Annotated in this window: 12 protein-coding genes; 4 read left to right on the top strand and 8 right to left on the bottom strand. The window is 64.7% G+C overall.

The features are described from left to right. Positions 1–416: 416 nt before the first annotated feature. On the top strand, positions 417–3200 hold the full coding sequence (locus M8C13_RS45300; protein WP_252479302.1) for a BTAD domain-containing putative transcriptional regulator: 2784 nt from the start codon (positions 417–419) through the stop codon (positions 3198–3200). Between the two features lie 240 nt (positions 3201–3440). Here M8C13_RS45300 and M8C13_RS05185 read toward each other — a convergent pair whose 3' ends face one another. Both M8C13_RS05185 and M8C13_RS05190 read right to left on the bottom strand, forming a co-directional pair. Continuing rightward, entirely contained in the window at positions 3441–3749 is a 309-nt protein-coding gene (locus tag M8C13_RS05185; RefSeq protein WP_252479303.1) for a hypothetical protein, read from the bottom strand. 337 nt (positions 3750–4086) lie between these two features. Further along, a complete protein-coding gene (locus M8C13_RS05190; RefSeq protein WP_252479304.1) occupies positions 4087–4341 on the bottom strand; it encodes a hypothetical protein in 255 nt (84 codons plus the stop codon). A gap of 598 nt (positions 4342–4939) precedes the next feature. Here M8C13_RS05190 and M8C13_RS05195 point away from each other — a divergent pair. Further along, positions 4940–9052: a lipopolysaccharide assembly protein LapB gene (locus M8C13_RS05195; RefSeq protein ID WP_252479305.1), complete on the top strand. Its 4113-nt coding sequence runs from the start codon at positions 4940–4942 to the stop codon at positions 9050–9052. A 1616-nt stretch (positions 9053–10668) separates the two neighbouring features. Here the strand turns inward: M8C13_RS05195 and M8C13_RS05200 are convergent. Both M8C13_RS05200 and M8C13_RS05205 read right to left on the bottom strand, forming a co-directional pair. Beyond that, positions 10669–13932, bottom strand: a complete 3264-nt coding sequence (locus M8C13_RS05200) for a tetratricopeptide repeat protein (protein ID WP_252479306.1) — start codon at positions 13930–13932, stop codon at positions 10669–10671. Between the two features lie 241 nt (positions 13933–14173). Then, positions 14174–14326, bottom strand: a complete 153-nt coding sequence (locus tag M8C13_RS05205) for a hypothetical protein (RefSeq protein ID WP_252479307.1) — start codon at positions 14324–14326, stop codon at positions 14174–14176. 143 nt (positions 14327–14469) lie between these two features. Here M8C13_RS05205 and M8C13_RS05210 point away from each other — a divergent pair, with 143 nt between their 5' ends. After that, positions 14470–15171: an NUDIX domain-containing protein gene (locus M8C13_RS05210; RefSeq protein ID WP_252479308.1), complete on the top strand. Its 702-nt coding sequence runs from the start codon at positions 14470–14472 to the stop codon at positions 15169–15171. A gap of 485 nt (positions 15172–15656) precedes the next feature. Further along, positions 15657–16151, top strand: coding sequence for a hypothetical protein (locus M8C13_RS05215; RefSeq protein ID WP_252479309.1), 495 nt, complete (start codon positions 15657–15659; stop codon positions 16149–16151). Between the two features lie 582 nt (positions 16152–16733). Here M8C13_RS05215 and M8C13_RS05220 read toward each other — a convergent pair. The 4 genes from M8C13_RS05220 to M8C13_RS05235 all read right to left on the bottom strand — a co-directional run bounded on the left by M8C13_RS05220 (position 16734) and on the right by M8C13_RS05235 (position 20833). Next, complete coding sequence (locus M8C13_RS05220; RefSeq protein WP_252479310.1) at positions 16734–16871, bottom strand: hypothetical protein; 138 nt, start codon at positions 16869–16871, stop codon at positions 16734–16736. A 246-nt stretch (positions 16872–17117) separates the two neighbouring features. Then, the gene (locus M8C13_RS05225) at positions 17118–19325 is read right to left on the bottom strand and encodes a tetratricopeptide repeat protein (protein WP_252479311.1); all 2208 of its coding nucleotides are present in this window, start codon (positions 19323–19325) and stop codon (positions 17118–17120) included. An 86-nt stretch (positions 19326–19411) separates the two neighbouring features. Beyond that, positions 19412–20233 (bottom strand): hypothetical protein, encoded by an 822-nt coding sequence (locus M8C13_RS05230; RefSeq protein ID WP_252479312.1) that lies wholly within the window; start codon positions 20231–20233, stop codon positions 19412–19414. A gap of 315 nt (positions 20234–20548) precedes the next feature. Then, complete coding sequence (locus M8C13_RS05235; RefSeq protein WP_252479313.1) at positions 20549–20833, bottom strand: DUF6355 family natural product biosynthesis protein; 285 nt, start codon at positions 20831–20833, stop codon at positions 20549–20551. Between the last annotated feature and the right edge of the window lie 118 nt (positions 20834–20951).

Consider the following 20951-nt stretch of genomic DNA (forward strand, 5'->3'; position numbering starts at 1 on the left):
GATTCGGAATCCGCAGCGTCTGCGACGGCTTCCGTCCGACGACCGGCAACTAACCGGCACAATCAACCTGAAGGGGAAGCGCTGGGGGCATGACGACGAACGACGTGGGTGACCAGATCCGGACATGTCTGCTCAAGGCTGGACTCACCCAGGAGGAGCCGGCACGCCTTGCCGGAGTGAGTTTCGAGATCATCTGCGTGTCCCCTCTGGTGTGTCCGTTGGGCTTGGCCAGCCTCGCCATCTCGACTTGCACCGCTCTTGCACGGCGCTAACCCCCGCACCCGGAGTCAACCAGTGGCAGGCCTGTGCCTCGGGCTACTACCGTGGGTGATCGGGGATACGCAGGGGGTGCGGGTGTGGCCAGCGGTGATCTTCGATACGGGCTACTCGGCCCACTCACGGCCACCCGGTCAGGAGTGGAGCTAGATCTCCGCGCGGGCAGGCAACAGGCCGTGTTGGCGGTGCTGGCATTGGAGATCGACCGGCCCGTATCCGCCGAGAGCCTGGTGGAGGCCGTGTGGGGCGAGTGGCCCCCGCGAAACGCCAGCAACGCCCTGCACAGCACCATCAGCCGCTTGCGCCGAGTGTTGGCACCGGCCGTCGGGCGGCGTGACCCGGCCGCGATGCCGGTGCGCACCACGGCCGGCTACCTGCTGCCCGGCGCTCCCGAGCAGGTCGACGCCCTCTGTTTCGAGGCCCATCTCGCCGACGCGCGGCGACATCACCGCGCCGGTGACCACATCGCCGCCGAGCACGCCGCCGTGGCCGCGCTGGGCCTCTGGCGTGGGCAGCCGTTCACCGGCTTGGACAGCCCGTACTTTCACGCCCAGCGCGAGCGGTGGCGCCAGAACCGCCTGCTGGCCCTGGAACTGCGCGCCGAAGCGGCGATCAACCACGGCCGCGACGCCGAGACGGTGGCCGAGCTGACCGGCCTGGTCGCCGAGCATCCGCTGCGGGAACGCCTGCGTGAGCTGCTCATGCTCGCCCTCTACCGCAGCGGCCGCCAGGCCGAGGCGCTGGAGCTCTACCAGCAGACCCGCTCCGAACTCATCACCCAGCTCGGGGTGGAACCGGGTCCGGCGCTGCGCATTCTGCACGAGCGCATCCTCAGCGCCGATGCCACCCTCACCGCCCCTGCCCGCCCGGCGGTGCGGCCCAGTCAGCTGCCATTGCCGGTGCGGGGCTTCACCGGCCGCGAGCGGGAACTGGCCGAGCTGACCGCCCTGGCGCGTCGCGGCGGGGTCGTGGCGGTGGTGTGCGGGCCGGGTGGGATCGGCAAGACCTCGCTGGTCCTGCAGTGGGCCCAAGTCCACCTGCAGGAGTTCCCGGACGGGCAGCTGTATGTGGATCTGCGCGGCTACAGCCCGCTTGTCCCGCCGTTGCCGGCCTCGGCCGCGGCCGCTGGCTTTCTGGCCGCGCTCGGCGTGCCCCCCTCGGCGCTGCCGCCGCGGGAGCAGGACCAGGCGGCGTTGCTGCGCAGCCTGCTCACTCAGCGCCGCATGTTGCTGGTGCTCGACAACGCCCGCGACAGCGACCAGGTCGCGCCGCTGCTGCCCGGCACCGCGCACTGCACCGTCCTGATCACCAGCCGGCACCGGCTGGACGGTCTGCTGGCCACCTCCGGCGCCCAGCCCCTCGTGCTGGAGGTCTTCACCCAGACCGAGGCGCGGGAGTTCCTGGCACTGCACGCCGGAGCCGACCGCGCCCGCGTCGAACCCGAGGCCCTCGACGCGGTGATCGCCCGGTGCGCACGGTTGCCGCTGGCCCTGGCGATCGTGGCCGCCCGCGCCGCGACCCACCCCCAGTTCTCCCTCGCTGCGCTGGCCGAGGAACTGCGCGAGGACGCCGACCGGCTCGACGTCCTCGACACCGGCGAGATCACCACCAGCCTCCGTGCCGTCGTCGCCGCCACCTACCAGACCCTCAGCGCTGAGGCCGCCCGCCTGGCCGGGCTGCTCGCCCTCGCCCCGGGCCCGGACATCGGCCTGCCCGCCGCGGCGGTGCTGGCCGATCTGCCCCCACGGGCCACCCGCCAAGTTCTGGTCCAGCTCACCCGGGTGCACCTGGCCCAGGAACACCGACCCAGCCGCTACCGAATGCACGACCTCGTCCGCCTCTACGCCGCCGAACGCGCCAGCACCGACCATCCGCCCGCCGACCTCGCGGCCGTGCTGCGGCAGCTGTGCGAGCACTACCTGCGCGAGGTCACCGCCAAGACGGCCACGGCGCAGGCACTGTCCTGGATGGACACCGAGCGCTCCACCCTCATCGCGGCAGCGGAGATGGCCATCAGCCGAGGCTGGTCACCACCGGCGGCCGGGCTGGCCATCGCCATCCAGCAGTACCTGGACGACCGCGGGCACTACGAGCAGGCGCTGGCCCTGGGACGCCAGGCGCTGACCCTCGTAGAGTCCACAGTGGACGCACCGGTGCTCACCCTGCTCGCCCTGACCCTGTGGCGGCAAGGAAACTTCGCCGGATCCATCCCCGTCTACCACCGTGCCCTCCGGGCCGCCCACGACACAGCCGATCACCGCAGTCTCGGCCGCGCCCACAACGGCCTGGGCTTCGCCCACTGGCGGCTGGGCGATCTCCCGCAAGCGCTGGCGTGTTTCGAGGCGGGGCTGGAAGTCGGCCGGCGGATCGGAAACCACTCGATCCAGGCCTACGCCCGCACCGGCATCGGCTACCTCGCCCACTGGCGCCGCCAGCACCGCAGCGGGCTGGCCCACCACGAGGAAGCCGTGCTGCTGGCGCGGCTGGCCGGTGATCAGGAGGTGGAATGCCACGCACTCAACGGAATCGGCCTGGGCGCACTCGCCCTGGGGCGAGTGGAGCAGGCACTGGAGTACTGGCAGCGGGCGCTGCACCTGGCCCGTGACTCCGGTAGCCCGTTCAGCGAGGCCCGAGCCCTGGTCGGACTGGGCTGGGGACACCAGCGGCAGGGCGAACTGGACACCGCGATGCGCTACCACCACGCGGGACTGGTGGTGGCCGAGACCATCGGCGATCGCTACCAGCAGGCCCGCGCCTGCGCCAGCCTCGCCGACATCCACACCACCCGCGGTGAACGGGAGGCCGCCAGGCAGTGCCGGATGCAGGCACAGGAGCACGCCGAGGCGGCCGGGGTCTCCGTGGTCGAGGTCGAACTCCGATGGATCGCCGGAGTCGCCCCAGAGATCAGCACGAGGCGGGAGTAGAGGCTTGAGCCTGTCATTGAATGGCCGGGCCATCGAGGACACCCCGGTTGATCACGCGCACGGCCTGTTCATGCCGGGTAGTTCTGGCCCCGAACCCGTGACGGGTCACCAGTCGCAGTGGCCGAATCCGGAGTGCCAGCCTGACTAGCCGACAGCGATGCCGTCGGCAGAGTAGAACCGTCGAAGCAGATCGCCACGGAGCTCACGCACGCGGTACCCATACATCTCGACGGCAGCACGTCACTCCTGGCTGTTGACACCATGCTCGCGCTGGATCTCGCAGGCCGCAGCAAGTTCGGCGACCGCCAGAGCCTCGGAAGCTAATGTCGCTCCACAGCTCACCGACTGGACGCCCAACCTAACAACGTCAAACGTACCGGGAAAGCGGGTGCTGCACCCGTCCCGGTCGATGTCGGTCCAGTGCTTGAACTTCTCCTGTTCGTACCCGTCCCGGACCTCCTTGGCCACGACGAGGTGCGCGACCGCCTCTCGCAACGGCACCCCGTCCCGCTTCGCGCCATACGCAGCGACCGGCAGCGCGGCGCCCACCAGTACCGCAGCAGCCGCCGTGATCCCAGCCCGAGTCCACGACCACATCTCGCCACCCCGTCTCTCGTCGCCAAGGTGTTCCAACTCGAAGACTCCAGACCTACCTGGGGCCACGCGCAACATCGATCCGGGTGACCCGGAAACACCCGGTAAGACAGCACAGTCACCAGACCGGGCATCCGTCATCGACGGTGACGTAGCCGCTGCGGCGGCCGGACATGTCGGCTCGGGAACGCCGAACTCGACGGTTCGACGAGTGCGGAGACCTAGCAGGGTCGTGCTTCCCGCGAACTCGCGTCGGCCTCGTACTCGCTTGTCCCAGCGAGCGAGGGCGGCATCATCCGGTTTTGCAACCGTTGATATCTCCGGCGTCGCCGCGCCAGTAGGCGAGGTTGTTGCGGGTGGTGAGGGTGTCGCGGTGGTCAGGGCCGAGTGCCTCGGCCAGCTCGGCAGTGCCGTCCGCTTGCCGCAGGCGCCGCGCGAGGCGTTCGGTGATCAGCGCCAGAGACTCCGCCGGTGTGAACAGGTCGACTTCGATGCGGTGGCGCCCGGTGCCGTCAAGGGCGGAGCCGCGGTGCCGGGTGGTGACCACGATCTTGCCGGTGCGGGTGTGCGGCGGCCATAGGTCAGCGAGGTCAGCGGGGGATTGGAGGTCGTCGAGGACGATCAGCCAGCGTTTCGGGGTGGTGGCCAGCCAGCCCAGCCACCGGCGCGCGGCGTCTTCGGCGTCGTGGGGTTGGTCGTGGTCGGCCAGCGCCGGTGCCGCTCATGGAGCCACTGCAGCGCCAACCGGTGGGTGAGTTCGTCGGGGTGTGCCCAGTTGCGCTCCGTCATCGGCTCGTCCTGCGTAACCATGATCGTCGGCTCTGGACGGCCAATGATGAGATCAGCGCGGGCCCGGTGCCAGTGCCGCAATCGATCTTCGTATCTTCTCGAAGATCTGGGGGGTGGGGCAAAAGTACGGCTTGGTATCAACTGAGACTCAACCTGGTGATGGTCGGCGTTGCAAGGAAACACTGGCGTGCATGTAAACGACAAGTGCATGCTTGGAATCCGATGGAGGAGCGCAGACTTGATACCTAGACAATAGACCGAACCTGCGGGAGGCGCTGAGGTAGCGAATTTTGACGTTGTCAAGTTCGAGGGACCCAGGTGGTGACCCGTGTTGCGCATCGGGGCAAGGGAGCCAATTGAATTCTATTCTTCAAAAAATCGCATGGCTTGCCGTATTCCTGGTGAGTGGAAGCTTAACGGTCGCAGCAAACCTGTGGCTCGCAGCATCGTGGTGGCCTCAGGACTTTAGCGGAAGTGAATTTCTTGATGTCGGAGACAAGGTCGGCTCCATTTCTGGAGTTTTGATTGCTACGGCTGGCCTGATTGTGGCGATCCTTGCTTGGCGCCGCCCAACCGCTGTAAAGAAGATGAAAAAGTTAAAGAATGGGTCACGCTGGCGCATTCTCAAAGTAAAGAACTGCCGACCGAACGAGCTAGGAGTTCGAGCCACCATCCCTGAAGGTGATATGCGTTCTAGCAGAACCAGTGATGAGTGGGCTTTGCTTCCAAGTTATGTAGTTAGAGATCATGATGTGGATCTCCGCGAGAGATTGCGAGCTGTGTCAATCTCTGGCGGATTTCTGATTCTTGTCGGAGGTTCATCTACCGGAAAGTCTCGAAGCTTGTCGGAAGCTGTACGAGAGGTTCTGCCGGACTGGAACATCCTATTCGCGCACGATGCTGACACTATCCGAGAAGTCGCTGAAGCTATCCCGCCGAGAACGGTGGTGTGGCTTGATGACACTCCTTCAGAGAAGTTTCTCGCCGATGTGAATGGATTGCGAGCAGTGGACGTGCTCTCCCTCATCGGTCGAGGCGAGAATGCGCCAGTGGTAGTTGTTGACACGCTGTGGTCGAGCAGGTACTTAGAAATCATCGAACTTCCGTCGTTAACTATTCCGGGTGCGGACACCAGAAATAGTCAATTGGTGGACCGAAATCGGAATGCCAGAGAGGTTCTATCTCTTGCTCAAGCGGTACTGGAGATTCCGGATCAATTTAGCCACTTGGAACGGAGTCGAGCGCAAGCTGAGGCTGGTGACTCGCGAATTTCTCGGGCGCTGAACGACCGCTACTTCGGTTTCACCCAAAGCCTCGCTGGTGCACCTCAGCAAGTGCATAGGTGGAGGTACGCCCAACCTTACTCGAAGGCGATCATCAACGCGGCGATCGATGCGCGCAGAGTAAACGTCAGAGGACCGCTTGGCATCGAGTTCCTGAAAAATGCAGCATACGGTTACCTATCAGATTCACAATGCGCTGCAGTCTCAATTGATTGGTTTGAGACTGCATTGGCGGACCTTAGGATCTCGCCAGGTGATAACTCGAGCCCTCTTGTTGCGGTCTCAGTCAGCGCGAGCGAAACTGGTGGCGGGTATGACGTAGCCGACTATCTGCTCGAGTATGCTCAGAGGAAGCGATTCTACGAGCCCATACCAGAACTAGTATGGGAATCGCTTGCGAAATTTATTCAGAATCCTTCTGACGTGCGAAGGCTTGCCGGAGACGCGGATTCTCGCCGTCTCTATCACTATGCAGAGAAATTCAACAAAATAAGCGTAAAGTTTGGCGGGCATGATGCGTCCAGATATTTGGTAGGTCTGTACTCGAGGCAGGGGCGTGTCGAGGAAGCAATGCCTCACATTCACGCAATCGCCAGCTCTCAAGCTAGTGACATTATTCGGCTTCTGGCGGGAATATTGATCGGCCGACTTCAGTGTAGCGGACTGGAAAAGCTCGGGCAGTCAGGTAACAGATACGCGGTGCCAATGGCGGCATTTTTTCGCATAGGACAAAGGAACTTGTCTGAAGCCGAAGCATCGGTTCGCAAATCATCTGACGGCGGGGATCTCCGCGCCACCTATTTCCTGTTAGGGTTGCTGATTGGCCAGAATCGGCTAAAGGAGCTGGAGGAGCTAGTAGCTACCTCGGGAATAAGTCACTATTTCGAAGATGGTCGAATCGAAAGATATAGGGGTGCCGCATGGAATCTGGGGGAACTTGTCAGTGAGCTACGAGAGAATATGGCTAATGGGGTGGAATACGCGGAGGAGATCCTCCTGGGCGTGGCATCTGCTCAACTTGATCTTCGAAATTTGGCGCGCTTGCTACGGCAGTGCACGTCTGCTCCTGGCCGTGAAGACGCGACTAGGTACGGTTCCATTTCATCTTATGCTGCTCTCATGGCCGGACAGGGGCTGGCTAATGAGGTGGGCGATTATCTTCGATCTTGTGCCATCGAGGGAATAATCGGAGCGGATTCCCTCCTGTCTGGGTACTACCTTGGTGGGCTGGATGTAAAAGGTCTTCGAGTTCAGGGTGACGATCGATCTTGTCGGCTTCTTATTGGTATATTGTTGGGGCGCGGTGATCTGGCAGGGTCGGCCGCGTTACTTCAGCGGTTCAGCAATATGGGCGTTGAGGCCTATATGGAACTGCTTACCGCACACATGGTAGGACAAGGGCGAGTTGATGAGGCCAGTGAATTTCTTCAGGCTTGTATTAGCGAGGACCTCCTTGGAGCAAATGCCCTTCATGAAGACTTCTCTAGCGGATTTGATGTAGAAGATCTTCGAGCTCAGGGTGAAAATCGATCTTGTCGGCTTCTTATTGGTATATTGTTGGGGCGCGGTGATCTGGCAGGGTCGGCCGCGTTACTTCAGCGGTTCAGCAATATGGGCGTTGAGGCCTATACGGAGCTGCTCGCCGCTCACTTAGCCGGACAGGGTCAAGTTCACCACGCCATATCCTTGCTGCACGGGGCGGCGCCTGCCAGTGGTCGCATATTTTGCGAGATCGCCAAAGAGATAACTCTAGAAGGATTCCGACTGGCGGGAATCGAAATCCTGCGCCGCGCTTCCGAGCTAGGACATTGGGAAGCAGTGGCAAGTTTGCTCGACAAGTACGTGTCAGAGAATAATGAGGATGCGCTACTTGAAATGGTTGGAGATGGATTCTCAAGTGCGGTTGAAAGGCTGGCTGAGATCTATGTTGCCCATGGTCAAGTGGATAAGGCAACGGAGTTGCTCGATCGATCTTCGAGTAAAGATAGTTCGGATGCCAAAATTCGCCTCGTGGGTAAACTTGCTAGAGAAGACCGAATTGAGGAAGCGATAGTAATTCTTCGTCAAGAGTACGCAGGTGGAGGAGTAGACCAAGCTGCGCCTAGGATCGTTGGCCTGCTTGCAAAGGCAGGCAGGTTTAAGGAAGCGATCGATTTCCTAAACACGCTTGTCGCTGCTGGGCACGCTTGGGCAGCATCGCGCCGCGTAAGCCTGATATCAGGATTGATGAGCTCCGGTGGAGCGAAAGTGCTCGCAAAATGCGGTGAGGAGATCAGTTCGAGAACACTGGCAAATCAAGATTTTTCTAGTGTCCTCGGGGAAAGCGATGGCATTCCAAGTCAACCTATCTTTGGGGCGCTTGAGGAAATTCCTTCAGACATGCTGGGAGTCGTTGAGAGCCGCGCGGATCTGTCCTGTGTCGATGAAGGTGAAATTGACTCTGTCTTGGCCGACGAAAATGAATTATACGTAGATCCGTTGGAGCGTGTTTACGTAAAGCTCCAGCATTTGTTCGATTCTGGGGACATTGAATCGGCCGTTGAACTGGTTCGGAGCAGAGTAGAGTCTGATGATTTGGTTGCTCAAGCTAGACTTGCTCAATTGCTCGTTCGTCATGGCAAGGTAGATGCGGCGCTCGATGTTCTGAGAGCTGGTCTAAATAGTGGAAATATTGAGGACTCGGCGCCGAGATTGATAGCGATTCTGGCAGCATATAGACGCTACGACGAGGCGCTCGTCCTTATGGATAAGCTGGTTGGTCTTGGTTATGAGTGGGCATCTCTTCGTCGTGCGGCTATCGAACTGGAAAAAAGTACAAGGGGCAGGCCTGTGAAAAAATCTCATGGCAGGCTGCGGGATTCAAAGCCTCCTATCGAGCGAAAAGAGGTTCGGAGTCGTGATTCGGATTATGCTCTCTACGGTGGTCCGGAGGTTGATCTGAATGAATCCGTGAAGCAGCTTCGAGAGTTGTTCGCCGCCGGTGATTCTGCCGTCGGTGTTGAGCTTTCTGCTTTCTTATGGAAGTGCAATAGGGAGGATGAGTTGCGATCGATGGTTGTATCCGGGCATAGCGTCGCCTACCCATTTTTGTTGAAACTGCTTCAGGATCAAGACAGGCACATCGAGTGTCACATGATTCGAAAGTTCGGTCTAAATGCTGATGGCGCCACTCGAGGCCTGCCTTGAAAGATTGTAAAGTGTCGCCAGGGTGGGACGATCTGGACTGTCCGCAGTGGGGCGCGAAAGATGCTGGAACTGGTTCACGGATGATGACACCATTGACCTGACCAAGCAGGTGAACTGCCGTTGGAGGACCTGGCGCGTCAGGTTCCACGCCGCCAGCTCTCGCGGACCGACGCCGGTGGAGAGCGAATGGCTGCTGGTCGCAGACCACGTGGCTACCGGCGACCCACATCGTCGAGCGATGGGTGGTCCAGGAACGGGCAGCGGCAACGAGCTGGGCTCATGCGGGACAGGGCGCGTCACCAGGAGATGTGCCCACCAGCCGGACGTCGTGGCGGCGAAGGCGGTGAGTTCTGCGGGCTGAGCCTTGGACCAGCCGGGAAGGCGAGCCGCTCGAACTTCCGCGTCGTGTGGTGTGTGACCGGCCGCGATGAGCCGGATGACCAGGTGGGCCGGATGTACCCCGGCGGCAGCCCGGGGGCACACGCCCAGTCGTCGAGCTCGCTCGGCCGGCGACCAGGATGTCGAGCGGGTTGCAGAGGGCGGCTGGCCGGAGTTACACCGAAGTACGAGAAGAAGCTGCCCACCGACGAGCGCGTAGTTGTAGACGACAGCGCGCCCATCCTCTTGGCATGGTCAAGGACACTGAAGCCAGGCTCGCAGACGCCGATTTGGTACCAAGTAGTCAGGGAGATGACTAGGTGGACTTTCCGCAGGTCAGGCCACTATCATGGTTCGCATGAACACCTGCCTTGCGCAGGGATGCGACATTTTTGTGTCCGAGGGGGGACTCGAACCCCCACGAGTAGCGTCCCCGCGCAATGTGCGGGGTCATGTGGACCACTGTAGCGCTGTGATCTGCGCATAGTCCACTAGGGATCGCGATTCCAGCAGTTGCGGCACCCCGGGCTAACGCACGAGTCCAGGGGCGGCATCAGCAGGCCGATCCTGCTCACTCGCTGTCGGCACGCCTCGGTGCACTCCCTGGAGCGCTACCTCTGGTGCAGTGTGGAACGCCGTGGCCGTGCACTTCGCCCGCTGTGATCGCGGCGTACGGTGGCCCGCGATCGTAGGCCATGCATCGGCAGATGCCGCGCGGGTGTGCACTTGGGGACAGCGGACAGGCGTTTGAGCACGTTGCAGCCGACGGACCGCAGGACGAGCTGGTCGCCCCAAGAACTTCTGGATTAATTTCCGGAGACGCCGTGAACAGCTGAAACCCGCTGATTAAGAGATGGTGTGGTGTCGTATCACCTGGTGTTGTATCGGTTCGCGCCATGTCGTTTTCGCAGTTCGCGTGAAGCTAGGCGTGCCAGTGCATGCCGCACACTGCCGGTCCGTTCTTCGCAGCGGAGCGACCACGGAGCAACCAGATCGGCATAACGTAGGGCGTTGGTGAGCTGGGAACCATGAAGGTATGTGTGGGCAGCCGGTCCGTGCTCACGACTCGGTAGCGGAGGACCAGTCTCATCTGCTCTCCGATTGATCGTCGTGTTGCAAGATTCTCAAGGAAGCGGATACAGGGCGTCTCCCGTTGTTTGCCTTCAGCCATCTTCGCGCCGCTGGTGGCGGACTGCTGCTCGACGCGCGAAACCGCGGCGGGTGACGAAGGGACAACTTCACGGAGGCATGTTCTTGAGAAGTTCTCGGACTGCAGCAGCTCGCTGAGTATCTCCGGTTTCGGCATAGGCTTGTGCGGCTTCTTCTGCCGCGTGCTTGGCGTCGTCGAAGCGGCCGACCTCTTGGAGGGCGAGTCCGAGGTTGTTCCAGGTCTTGCTTTCGCTGTGGCGGTCGCCGAGTTCTTGGAAGGTGGTGCGGGCGTGTTGGTGGGCGCTGATGGCGTCGTCGAAGCGGCCGACCTTTTGAAGTGCGTTGCCGAGGTTGTTCCAGGTCTTGCTTTCGCTGTGGCGGTCGCCGAGTTCTTGGAAGGTGGTGCGGGCGTGTTGGTGGGCGCTGATGGCGTCGTCGAAGCGGCCGACCTTTTGAAGTGCGTTGCCGAGGTTGTTCCAGGTCTTGCCTTCGCTGTGGCGGTCGCCGAGTTCTTGGCAGATGGTCAAGTCGTGTTGGTGGGCGCTGATGGCGTCGTCGAAGCGGCCGACCTTTTGAAGTGCGTTGCCGAGGTTGTTCCAGGCCATGCCTTCGCCGTGGCGGTCGCCGAGTTCTTGGAAGGTGGTGCGGGCGTGTTGGTGGGCGCTGATGGCGTCGTCGAAGCGGCCGACCTCTTGGAGGGCGAGTCCGAGGTTGTTCCAGGCCTTGCTTTCGCTGTGGCGGTCGCCGAGTTCTTGGCAGATGGTCAAGTCGTGTTGGTGGGCGCTGATGGCGTCGTCGAAGCGGCCGACCCCTTGGAGGGCGAGTCCGAGGTTGTTCCAGGCCTTGCCTTCGCTGTGGCGGTCGCCGAGTTCTTGGAAGGTGGTGCGGGCGTGTTGGTGGGCGCTGATGGCGTCGTCGAAGCGGCCGACCTCTTGGAGGGCGAGTCCGAGGTTGTTCCAGGTCTTGCCTTCGCTGTGGCGGTCGCCGAGTTCTCGTGCTGCGGTGAGAGCTTGCTGAGTCACCCTCAGGCGATCTGCTGTGCGGTATCGCAGGCGTTGAAATTCCAGGAGACACGCCGCGAGGCGGACGGTCATCTCGTAGCGGCCCGTCGTGACAGCATGGTCAACCGCAGCAACCAGCGAGGCATGTTCGGCCTCGAACCAGGCCAGAGCATGCTCGCGGCCAGCGAAGTGTTCTGGTGTCTGCTGCCCTGCCCGCTGGTCCAGCCAGTCGTCGGCCGCATCGGCGTGGTGCAGGTAGAACGTCAGTAGCCTGTCAACAGCGGCGTCAACGTCGTCGGCGAAGCAGTGCTCTCGGGCGTGAAAGCGAATCACGTCGTGGAGTGCCCACCGATCCTTGCCCTGGCGCAGCAGGAGATGAGCCTGCCAGAGTGTGCGCAGCCTCGTGCCGACCTCAGCCGAGGTGGTTCCTGCCAGTGCCGCGGCCGCTTGAGTAGACAGGCTCAGGCCCGGGGCGCTGGCCAGCAACGTCAGCAGCGTCGCGGCTTGGGGGTTGCGGCGACGCAGGTGGTTCCAGGACAGCTCGTACACCGGGCCCAGGCTGGACTCACCGTGCTGAAGTGCGGCCATACGTCGCGGCGAGTCCTCCAACTCGCTCACTAGCTCGGCGTAGTCGATCTCAGGTTCGTCTACCAGCCGGGCGGCGGCAATGGTCAGGGCCAGCGGCAGCCACCCGCACAACTCCACCATCCTCAGCAGTGCCGGGCGATCCTGGCCGAGGCGCGGGTCCTCATGCCACGCCCGACGAAGCTGTTCCTCGACCAGGTCAGCGGCAGCTTTTGCAGTCAGTACACCGAGCTCTAAGCGGGTAGCGCTGGGAAGGGTGAGTGTGTCGCGGGTGGTGACCAGCGCCCGGTGCGCCGCCTGTTGGGGAAGAAGGTCTCGTACCTGGTCACTGGTGGAGGCGTTGTCCAGGATCAGCAGCAGTCGCCGGCCCTGGGCGGCGAGTCGGTCCAGGACATGGTGGTAGACGGCGGCTTGCTCGGCCACCGTGACAGGCCACGGCTCCGCAGTGGCACCGAGTCCGCGCAGCAGGGGCGCGAAGACCTGGTCGACGCCCACGGGTCGGCCGCTGGGGTCATAGCCGTGCAGGTCCACGGTCAGGGCTGCGCCGGTGAACCAGCCGCACTCGACCGCAGTCATAGCAGCGCGGCGGGCCAGGGTGGTCTTGCCGATCCCGCCCATACCGGCCACCGCCGAGACCACCGCCGTGCCCGTTGAGGAGTTCGGATTGGGCTGGAGGAAGTCCAGAAGCCGCTGGAGTGCGTCGTCACGGCCGACAAACAGCTCGGGTGCGCTCTGCCCAACGGCGGGGACAGCGGTGACGACAGCCGAGGGCCCCGGGCGGCCCACCTGAGCTGGCGGAGAGTCGGCACGGTCCGTTGCCGCCTCGTCGACGGGGCTGGTCGAGTGCGGCGGTTGTGGGCGAAGGGGCGTATAGATGCCGCCGTGCACGACCCCGATCTGGAACACGGTGCCCGTGGCCGTGCCGTGGAGGGTGTTGGTCACTGCCGAGTTGGTTGTCGGCGCGGAGTCATGCGCCGTTGGCTGGTGTGGGTCGGGTGTGGGTCGGGTGTGGCGGTGCAGGAGTTCGATGGCGAAGGCGGCGGCGTGGCGGGCGGCCATCGGCTGCCAGTGCTTGTCGGCGGCCTCAGTTTTGTCGTCAAGCAGGTCGGAGATCCCGCGCACCACCAGGGCGGGGAGCGAGTCGTTGACGTAGGCCCCGTGCAGGAACCCGGCGCCTTCCATCTCTACGGCGATGGCGTCCCCGCAGTGCTCGCGTAGGAACAGCGCGGTGGCCGAGCGGCGGTCGGCGGTCACCTTGCTGCCCGCGGCCAGTGGGTTGACCACCGCCCGTGGCACCTGCTTGGGGGTGTGGTTGAGGATGCGGTGGTGCCAGGGCCGGTCGCGGGCGATCTGATGGGCACGTTCGACCAGGCGGTGGTTGCAGTGGTGATTCTTGCGGCGGGAGTGGAACCCGGAGGCGGTGTCTTTGCCGGTCTCGTACTCGTAGACCAGGCTGGCCACCGCGACATCGCCCAGCGTCACGTCTTTAAGACCGCCGGCCACGCCGACGAAGAGCACGAGCCGGGGCTGAAAGAACTGGACCGCGCGTTCCAGCTGGACGGCTGCCTGGATGTTGCCCGCGCCGCTCTGGCCCAGCACCACCCGCCACCGGCCCCGGTCGGTTGCCAGCGTCCCGGAGGCGAAGAGCATGCCGCCGACGTCGTGTTCGTCGAGTTCGCCCGGCGGCAGGTGCTCGCGGACGGCGAGGTACTCGATCGGCAGCGCGGTGCAGATGACCACGGTGCCCAGGTCATGGCTGTTGTTCATCTCCGGCCGTCCCCTCCGCCGCCTACCCGGGCTGGTGCTGCGGGAGAGGCGGCCATGCTCTCGGGGCTCGGCCGGAGCCGGCACCCGCATGCTGCACAAGAGTGTCTCGGCACACCGGCCGTCCCTGCTGAAGGGCTTGCGCCCAACGCGGTACCGCTGAGGAGGGTGCCGGAGCCGGAAGATCGCATTGCCCGAGCAGCGGGGACTCGACGGTCACCTGCCGCCGTGCCCGCGTTCATCGTCAAAGTGCCGAGGTGTGGGTGGCCGACCTCGGTACGGGTGCGGCCACGGTGCCGGACATGCCGTGGGCGAGCAGCAGGCCCAAGAGCACCCCGGCCAGCAGCGCCAAGATGGTGAGTCGGATCAGGGTTGTGGGCGAGCACAGGATTCTCACGGGTCCTCCCGCGGCAGGCGTGGCCGGTGCTGCGGCTTCCGCCCCCTCACCGGTAATCGTCGGATTGACGATTAGCGTCTTGAGGTGAACGGTAGCGACCAAGACTCCTTTGGGTCAAGAAGACGAGAAGCTAGGATCGGGGCATGACGGACAGGGTGTTGCCCCGGGTGACGGTCGCGGTCGACCTGGTGGTGTTCACCGTGCGCGAAGGCGATCTGCATGTGCTGCTCGTCCGGCGCGGCAAGCCCCCATTCTCCGGTGAGTTGGCACTACCGGGAGGCTTCGTCGAGGAAGGCGAAGACCTGGACGAGGCGGTCGAGCGGGAGTTGAAGGAGGAGACCGGTCTGGATTCGGGCGCTCTGCATTTGGAGCAGTTCGGTGCCTACGGGACGGCCGGCCGGGACCCGCGCGGGCAAGTGATCTCCCTCGCCTACGTCGCCCTCATGCCCGACCTGCCCCTGCCCACCGCGGGCGGGGACGCCCACGAGGCGCACTGGATCCCGGTGTCCACCGCTTCGGCGCCCGGCGCCCTGGTGGCATTCGACCATAGGGACATCCTGGCTACGGCGGTTGAGCGGGTACGTACCAATCTCGAGTACACCACTGTCGGTGCGGCGTTCTGTCCGGCGGAGTTCACCGTGGCCGACCTGCGTCGGGTGTACGAGCTGGTCTGGGGGCAGGCGCTGGATCCCCGCAACTTCCATCGCAAGGTCACCGGCATTCCCGACTTCCTCGTGCCCACCGGCGCCAAAACCACCCGGGACGGCGGTCGCCCTGCGGAGCTGTACCGCCGGGGGGTGGCGAGGCTGCTACACCCGCCACTTCTCCGTGCCCACCCTGGCTGAGCCCTCCGCTGAGCTTCGACGCGATCATGGCCACAGCCCTGGACGGCGCCGGTGGCGTGAATCAGGGTGCTGGCCAGAGAGCGTCCATCCAGGACTGCGGCGCACCGAACCGACCCCGCTAGGGGTAGATCTGCTGGAGACGCGCCTTCGACAATCCCGCGTGCTGGGCGATCTTCCGGTATGGGCCCCGCCAGCGACGCATTGTGCTGATCAGCTTCGCGCGGCGGGCCTCCAAGACCCGTACTCCGACCAGTCCGCCAGCGAAATCAGCTTGATCAAGCGGTAGTTGTCATCCGCCGCACCGAGCATGCCGCACAGTCACCAACACCTCGACCGCCAACCCGGCCGATGCCCGCGGTCACGAACTCCGCCCCCCGCGGCCAGGCCGGACAGCAGGGGCCGGAGCGCGGCGGCCACCGCCAACGCCAGCACCGACAAGGTGACCTTGACCAGCAGGCGCGCGGCACCGCGGTCACGATGACCGGGTGGACGACACGATCGACGAGCACCTGGTCATCGCCGTCGACCGCGTCGTCCTGCTCGACGATCACGGCGCGGTCGACCGGACCTGGCACTGCGCACCCGGCGAGCCCAACCTCCACACCGAACTCACCCACGCTGGCATCCCCACCCGCCCCGACCTGCATCCCAGCACCGGCCCACCCAGCCCCGCCAGCACCATCCACCTGGTCGTCAACCTCGCCGCCGACCGCGCCGAACTTCTCACCGAACAGAACGGCTGCACTGCCCCGCCACCTGGAGGAGCTGGTGCTGGCCTGGCTTCGCTGGCGCGCCGACGACTGCGAATAGGCCAGCCGAGCCTGCTCACCCGGGAGCTCATCGAAAGCCAGGCGAGCACCAGCAGCACGACCCGGTACAGTTGGCCGCCAGTGGCGATCGTTCCGCTCCAACACGATGGGCCCCAACTGTTCATGAACGAGAGCCGCTATGCGAGCCGGAAGGCCCTGAAATCGTTGTAGCTCAGCGCTGATGTGGTTATCGTTCCACGCGAAGAAGCAGCGCCAGGCATGTCGGCTCTCGATCGACTTCGACTCAGCGCCTCGGTGAGCACCGCGTACATTCCGGCCCGGGTGCCCAGTTGGTGGAGCAAGGCTCGGGCGGGGGCGCTGCAGCGCTCTACGTCGATGAGGACCATCGTGCGGTGAACCGCGTGCCCAGCAGTGCCCGTCATGGAGACCCCACTTCCTGGGACATGCGTGGTGTGCCGATGGACTGAAGTTCTACCGACAAGTCCGGGCGCGGTCTGTGTCGTGTGCCGCACCGGTCGCTCGTCTGGCCGCACAGATCCACCCGACCGGTCGAAACGCCGCCGCGTAGCCGACCCCCAGGACGCCCACGGTGCCCCGGTACAGAACAGGATGCCGCTACCCCGCAGCGGCCGGTACCTGGCAGGGTTGTGCTGGGCGAGTTCGCCGACGCTGTCGACCTCGATCGGCGGTCGGCGCCGGCGCGCGCCCAATTCGGGCAGGCCACCGAGGTCGTCGCCAAGTACGGCCGTTGTTCTCTGGTGGTGGTCACCCAGCGCGCCGGCGATCCTGCGTTTACCAGGCGGGCGTGGTCACTGTGGTTGTACAGGTTCGGACGTGGTCGAGGTGGGCTGTCAGCAGGCCGGTGCGGGCATCGACCTGATAGAGCAGGGTCGGGGCGCCGGAGCGCTCGCGCAGGAACACCGCGCGCATGGGCGAACTGCGGCTCGGCTGGGTGGATTTCGTCGTCGAGCCAGGCCAGTGGGCGCCCGGAGGCTGCCACCACCGGCCGGTACACCGTGGTCGAGGTGGACAGGCAGGTCTTCTATGGGCGCGGCCACGGGGACACCGGGCTGGGCCTGGTACCTGGCGCTGGCCACGGCCTTCCCCAACTCGCCGCCGTCGATCTGGAAGCCGGAGGCCCGGTCACTGAGCGGCTCACGCGGATGGGCGCTCCGATCAAGTCCCCTCGGCATGTATGTCTGGCCGTCGTTCCTTGTGCCGGCGCTGGTGAATGTCCTCGGTGAGGCCGAGGGCTTTGAGTTGAGTGCGGATCTGTGCTGCTTGCTGAGGGTCTAGGTTAAGCAGGATCGCGAGGGCTTCGCGCCAAGCGTTACGGGCCTCTTCGTGGCGCCCCATGTCGTTCAGGATTGCCCCAAGGTGGTTAAGGGTGTCCGCGTAGTCGTGATCCAACTGTTGGGATCGGTTGTGAGTGGCGGCCTGCATCAGGTGGTTCAGAGCGTCGTCGCTGTCCCCCTGTCGGTGGCGGATCTTCGCAAGGGCAGTCAGAGCAAGTGTCTGCAGTCCCACTGCTCCAATCGTGATGGCGATGTTCATACCTTGCTGGATATAAGCGAGTGCCTGGTCGAGTTGTCCCAGTCCGTAGAGCGCCTGTCCGAGGTGTACCAGACTGAGGCTTTCGTTGCGCTGATGGCCAATTTCGCGGTTGATATCGAGGGCTTGTTGACTGTAGTTCACTGCCTCCACGTAGCGCTCGATTTCGAGGTTGTTATAGGCTAGGTCTATAAGTGCGGCGCCTTCTCCGAATTTATGGTCGATTTTCCGCGCAATCTCCAGTGCTCGCTCAAGGCATACTGCTGCGGGGCCGTATTGGCGAGCGCTTGGATATGGCTGCTGGTATGTCTCGCCGAGACTAAGGTATGCCCAGTGTTCCCCGAGTCGGTCGCCGAGGTACTGGGCAGCGGAGGCACCGAGTTGGTGAACTGCAATCTTGTCGGCTAAGTGGCGGCGCTCGCCCAGGTAGCAGTCGATGGCCTGGGGAAGCTGGCAGCCCACGGTGTACTGGCCGACCGAGGACGCGTGGCGGATGAGGGCCACCAGGTTGACGTGTTCAGCGGTGAACCACCTGAGTGCGTGGTCGCGACCGGTGAAGTCGCATGGCTGACAGTTGGGTGGCCGCGGGGCGATGGGGATGTCGGGGTGTTGTGGGTAGTAAGCGAACAGGGCGGCGTGAGCGGTGTGGAGGTACCACTGGAAGAGTCGCTCGGTCGCAGCGTCACGGGTGTCGCCGGGTTCGTCGGCCGCAGCTCGCTCAGCGGCGTAAGTACGTAGAAGGTCGTGGAATTGGTAGCGGTCTCGCCCGACTTCTGCAAGGAGGTGCACACTGACCAAGGTGTCGAGTTGCCGTCGGGCTTCAGCGTTGGTGGTGTCGAGGAGTGCCGCCGTGGCCTCAAGGCTGATGGTGGGCCCGGGGTGTAGCCCCAGCAGTCGAAACATGCGGGCGGCCTCGCCTGGGAGGGCGTGGTAAGAGGACGCGAACACCGCGCGTACCGCAGCGGCCTCGTCGTCATCGGCGGCGAGCACGTCCAAGCGGCGATGTTCGACCGACAGTTCCTCCACAAGGTCCGTGACGGTGAGGTGCGGCCGACTCGCGAGGTGCTCAGCGGCGATCCGCAGAGCTAGAGGCAGATACGCGCAGCGACGAGCAAGTTCGGCGGTCGCGTGCGACTCATGGTCAACTCGGTCACGCCCGCTGACTTCGCCGAGCAGGGTGCACGCTTCGCCGGGCGTCAGGACGTCAAGGCTGATGCGGTGCGCTCCGTCGCAGGCGACGAGCCCGGACAGTCGGCTGCGACTGGTCACGAGCACGAGGCAGGCCGGTTCGTTGGGCAATAGGGGGCGAATCTGGTCAGGGGTGGCGGCATTGTCGAGCACTATGAGGATCCTGCGTCCCGCCAGCAGCGATCGGTACATGCTGGCCTTGGCGTCTACGTCGTCGGGAAGCCGCTCTACGGGCAGGCCGAGCGCCCGCAGGAATAGGTCGAGTACGTGGGTTGCGGTCATCGGTGGGTGGGTGTCGAAGCCACGGAGGTTGACGTACAACTGCCCGTCGGGGAAGAGGCGCTGGACCCGGTGCGCCCAGTGCACCGCCAACGACGTCTTGCCGATCCCGGCGGCGCCGGCGATCGCCGAGATCACCACCGTCGAAGGTTGCTGAGGCGCATCGCTGCCGAGCAGCGTGTCCAGCTTGACCAGTTCCGCCTCGCGGCCGGTGAAATGTGCGACCGTCCGCGGCAGTTGCCGGGGTGGGGGGACCTGCGGCGGGGTGGACGCGGGTTGGCGCGGCTTGGGTTGGTGGATGTGAAGATTGCCGACGGCGGTGCCCCCACTGGCCGCGACGATGACGCCGTGCACCTGTGCCGTCATCTCCACCCGGGTCGACGGCTCGGAGCCGCCGCCGGTGTGGTGGGCGGGGTTGGGCGCCGACTCGGTGTGCCCGTGGTCCGGGTCGGCTACCGAGGGTGGCCCGGCTCCGGCCCTGTCGGCGGGGCGGCAGGTGGTGGCAATGGGTTGAGGGTGAGGTGGTCGCCGGTGGCCGCGCCGATCGTGATGCCCGACCCGGTGCCGTGCACGCCGCCGGTGATGCTCACCCCCCGCGCCCCGGCCCCGAGGTCACCTGTGCTGCTCCCGCCGCTACCGAGCTCGGAGCTGACTCGACCACCGGATGCTGGATCTTCTGCAAGGTCAGGTGGTAGCTGGCCGAGCACCGCGGGATCGGCCGGGTACGGCCAGTCCGGCAGGGCGACCCAGGCGAGCTCACGGAACTGCTTCACCGCCACCTCGACTGGCCGGAAGGTGGCCGGATTCAGGGTCGTGGAGTTGCGGACGACTTCGTCGAAGATCAGCCGGGATACCACCATCGCCACCACCCCCGGCGAGTCGACCAGGGCCTCGCGCACCGGAGCGGCATCGAGCAGCCGGAAGGCTTCGACCATCGTCGGCGAGGTGGCGCCGTGCTCGTCGAAGACGACCTCCCCGGCGTGGATGGCCAGCCGCAACCGGGCACGCGCGGCCTCAGGGCTAGTGGTGTTGTACCCACGCAGCGCCCGCGCCAAGGCCTCGGGCAGCACCTCCACCAGCGGCGCTTTCGGATACTCCGGCGGAACCAGCACGGCCACCCCGTCCCCGGCGTCCCCGTGCCAGCAAGCCTCCGCCGGCACCCCGGCCGCCTGGAGCGCCTCGGTGAGCACCGCGTACATCCCGGCGCGGGTGCCCAGCTGATGGGGCAGGGTCCGGGCCGGGGCGCTGTAGCCCTCCACGTCGATGAGCACCATCGTGCGGTGAACCGCAGGCCCAGCCGTACCCGCCATGGAGACCTCCGCTTCCCGGGACAACCGCGTGCTGTGCCGATGGACTGAAGTTCTACCGACAAGTCCGGGCGGGTTCTGTGTCGTATGCCGCACCGGTCGCTCGTCTGGCCGCATGGATCCACCCGACCGGTCGGAACCGGCAGCCGCGCAGCCGATCCCCAGGAGGCCGACGGCGACCCGTTCGACCAGGCCGCGCACCGGGGGCACGCGGGGCGGTCGCCGGAGGAAGCGGCGGACGCCGGCCGAGCCCGGTACAGGGGCCCGGCCGGTGCGGGTGGATCAGCAGAGCCGTCCGGTGTAGTAGGCGTTGCGGATGTCGTCGGCGGCACCCAGCCAGACATCGGTGTTCTGCTCCCGGATGCACTGGAACCGGCCCCCACCACCGTGGTAGTCCACCCGGATGATGATTCTGGTGCCGTTGCTGGTGCAGTGCCGGTAGTAGGAGTCCTTGGAGTTCTCCCAGAACCCGCAGGTGCTCGTGGTGTCCAGCCCGGCGGCCACGGCGGTGGTGGAACCGACCGCCAACCCGATGGCGGCCACGGCGGCGATCACTGCTGCGCGCATTCTCTGCTCCTCTGCGATATCGCGTGTGCCTGAATGGATGTCATGCCGACCGACCAGGTGTGCCGAATCCCTGTTCCGAGGTGGCTGGCTGGTGGGCGTGCGGGTTTGCTCCTCCGTG

The organism is Crossiella sp. SN42 (assembly GCF_023897065.1).
Taxonomy (GTDB): Bacteria; Actinomycetota; Actinomycetes; order Mycobacteriales; family Pseudonocardiaceae; genus Crossiella.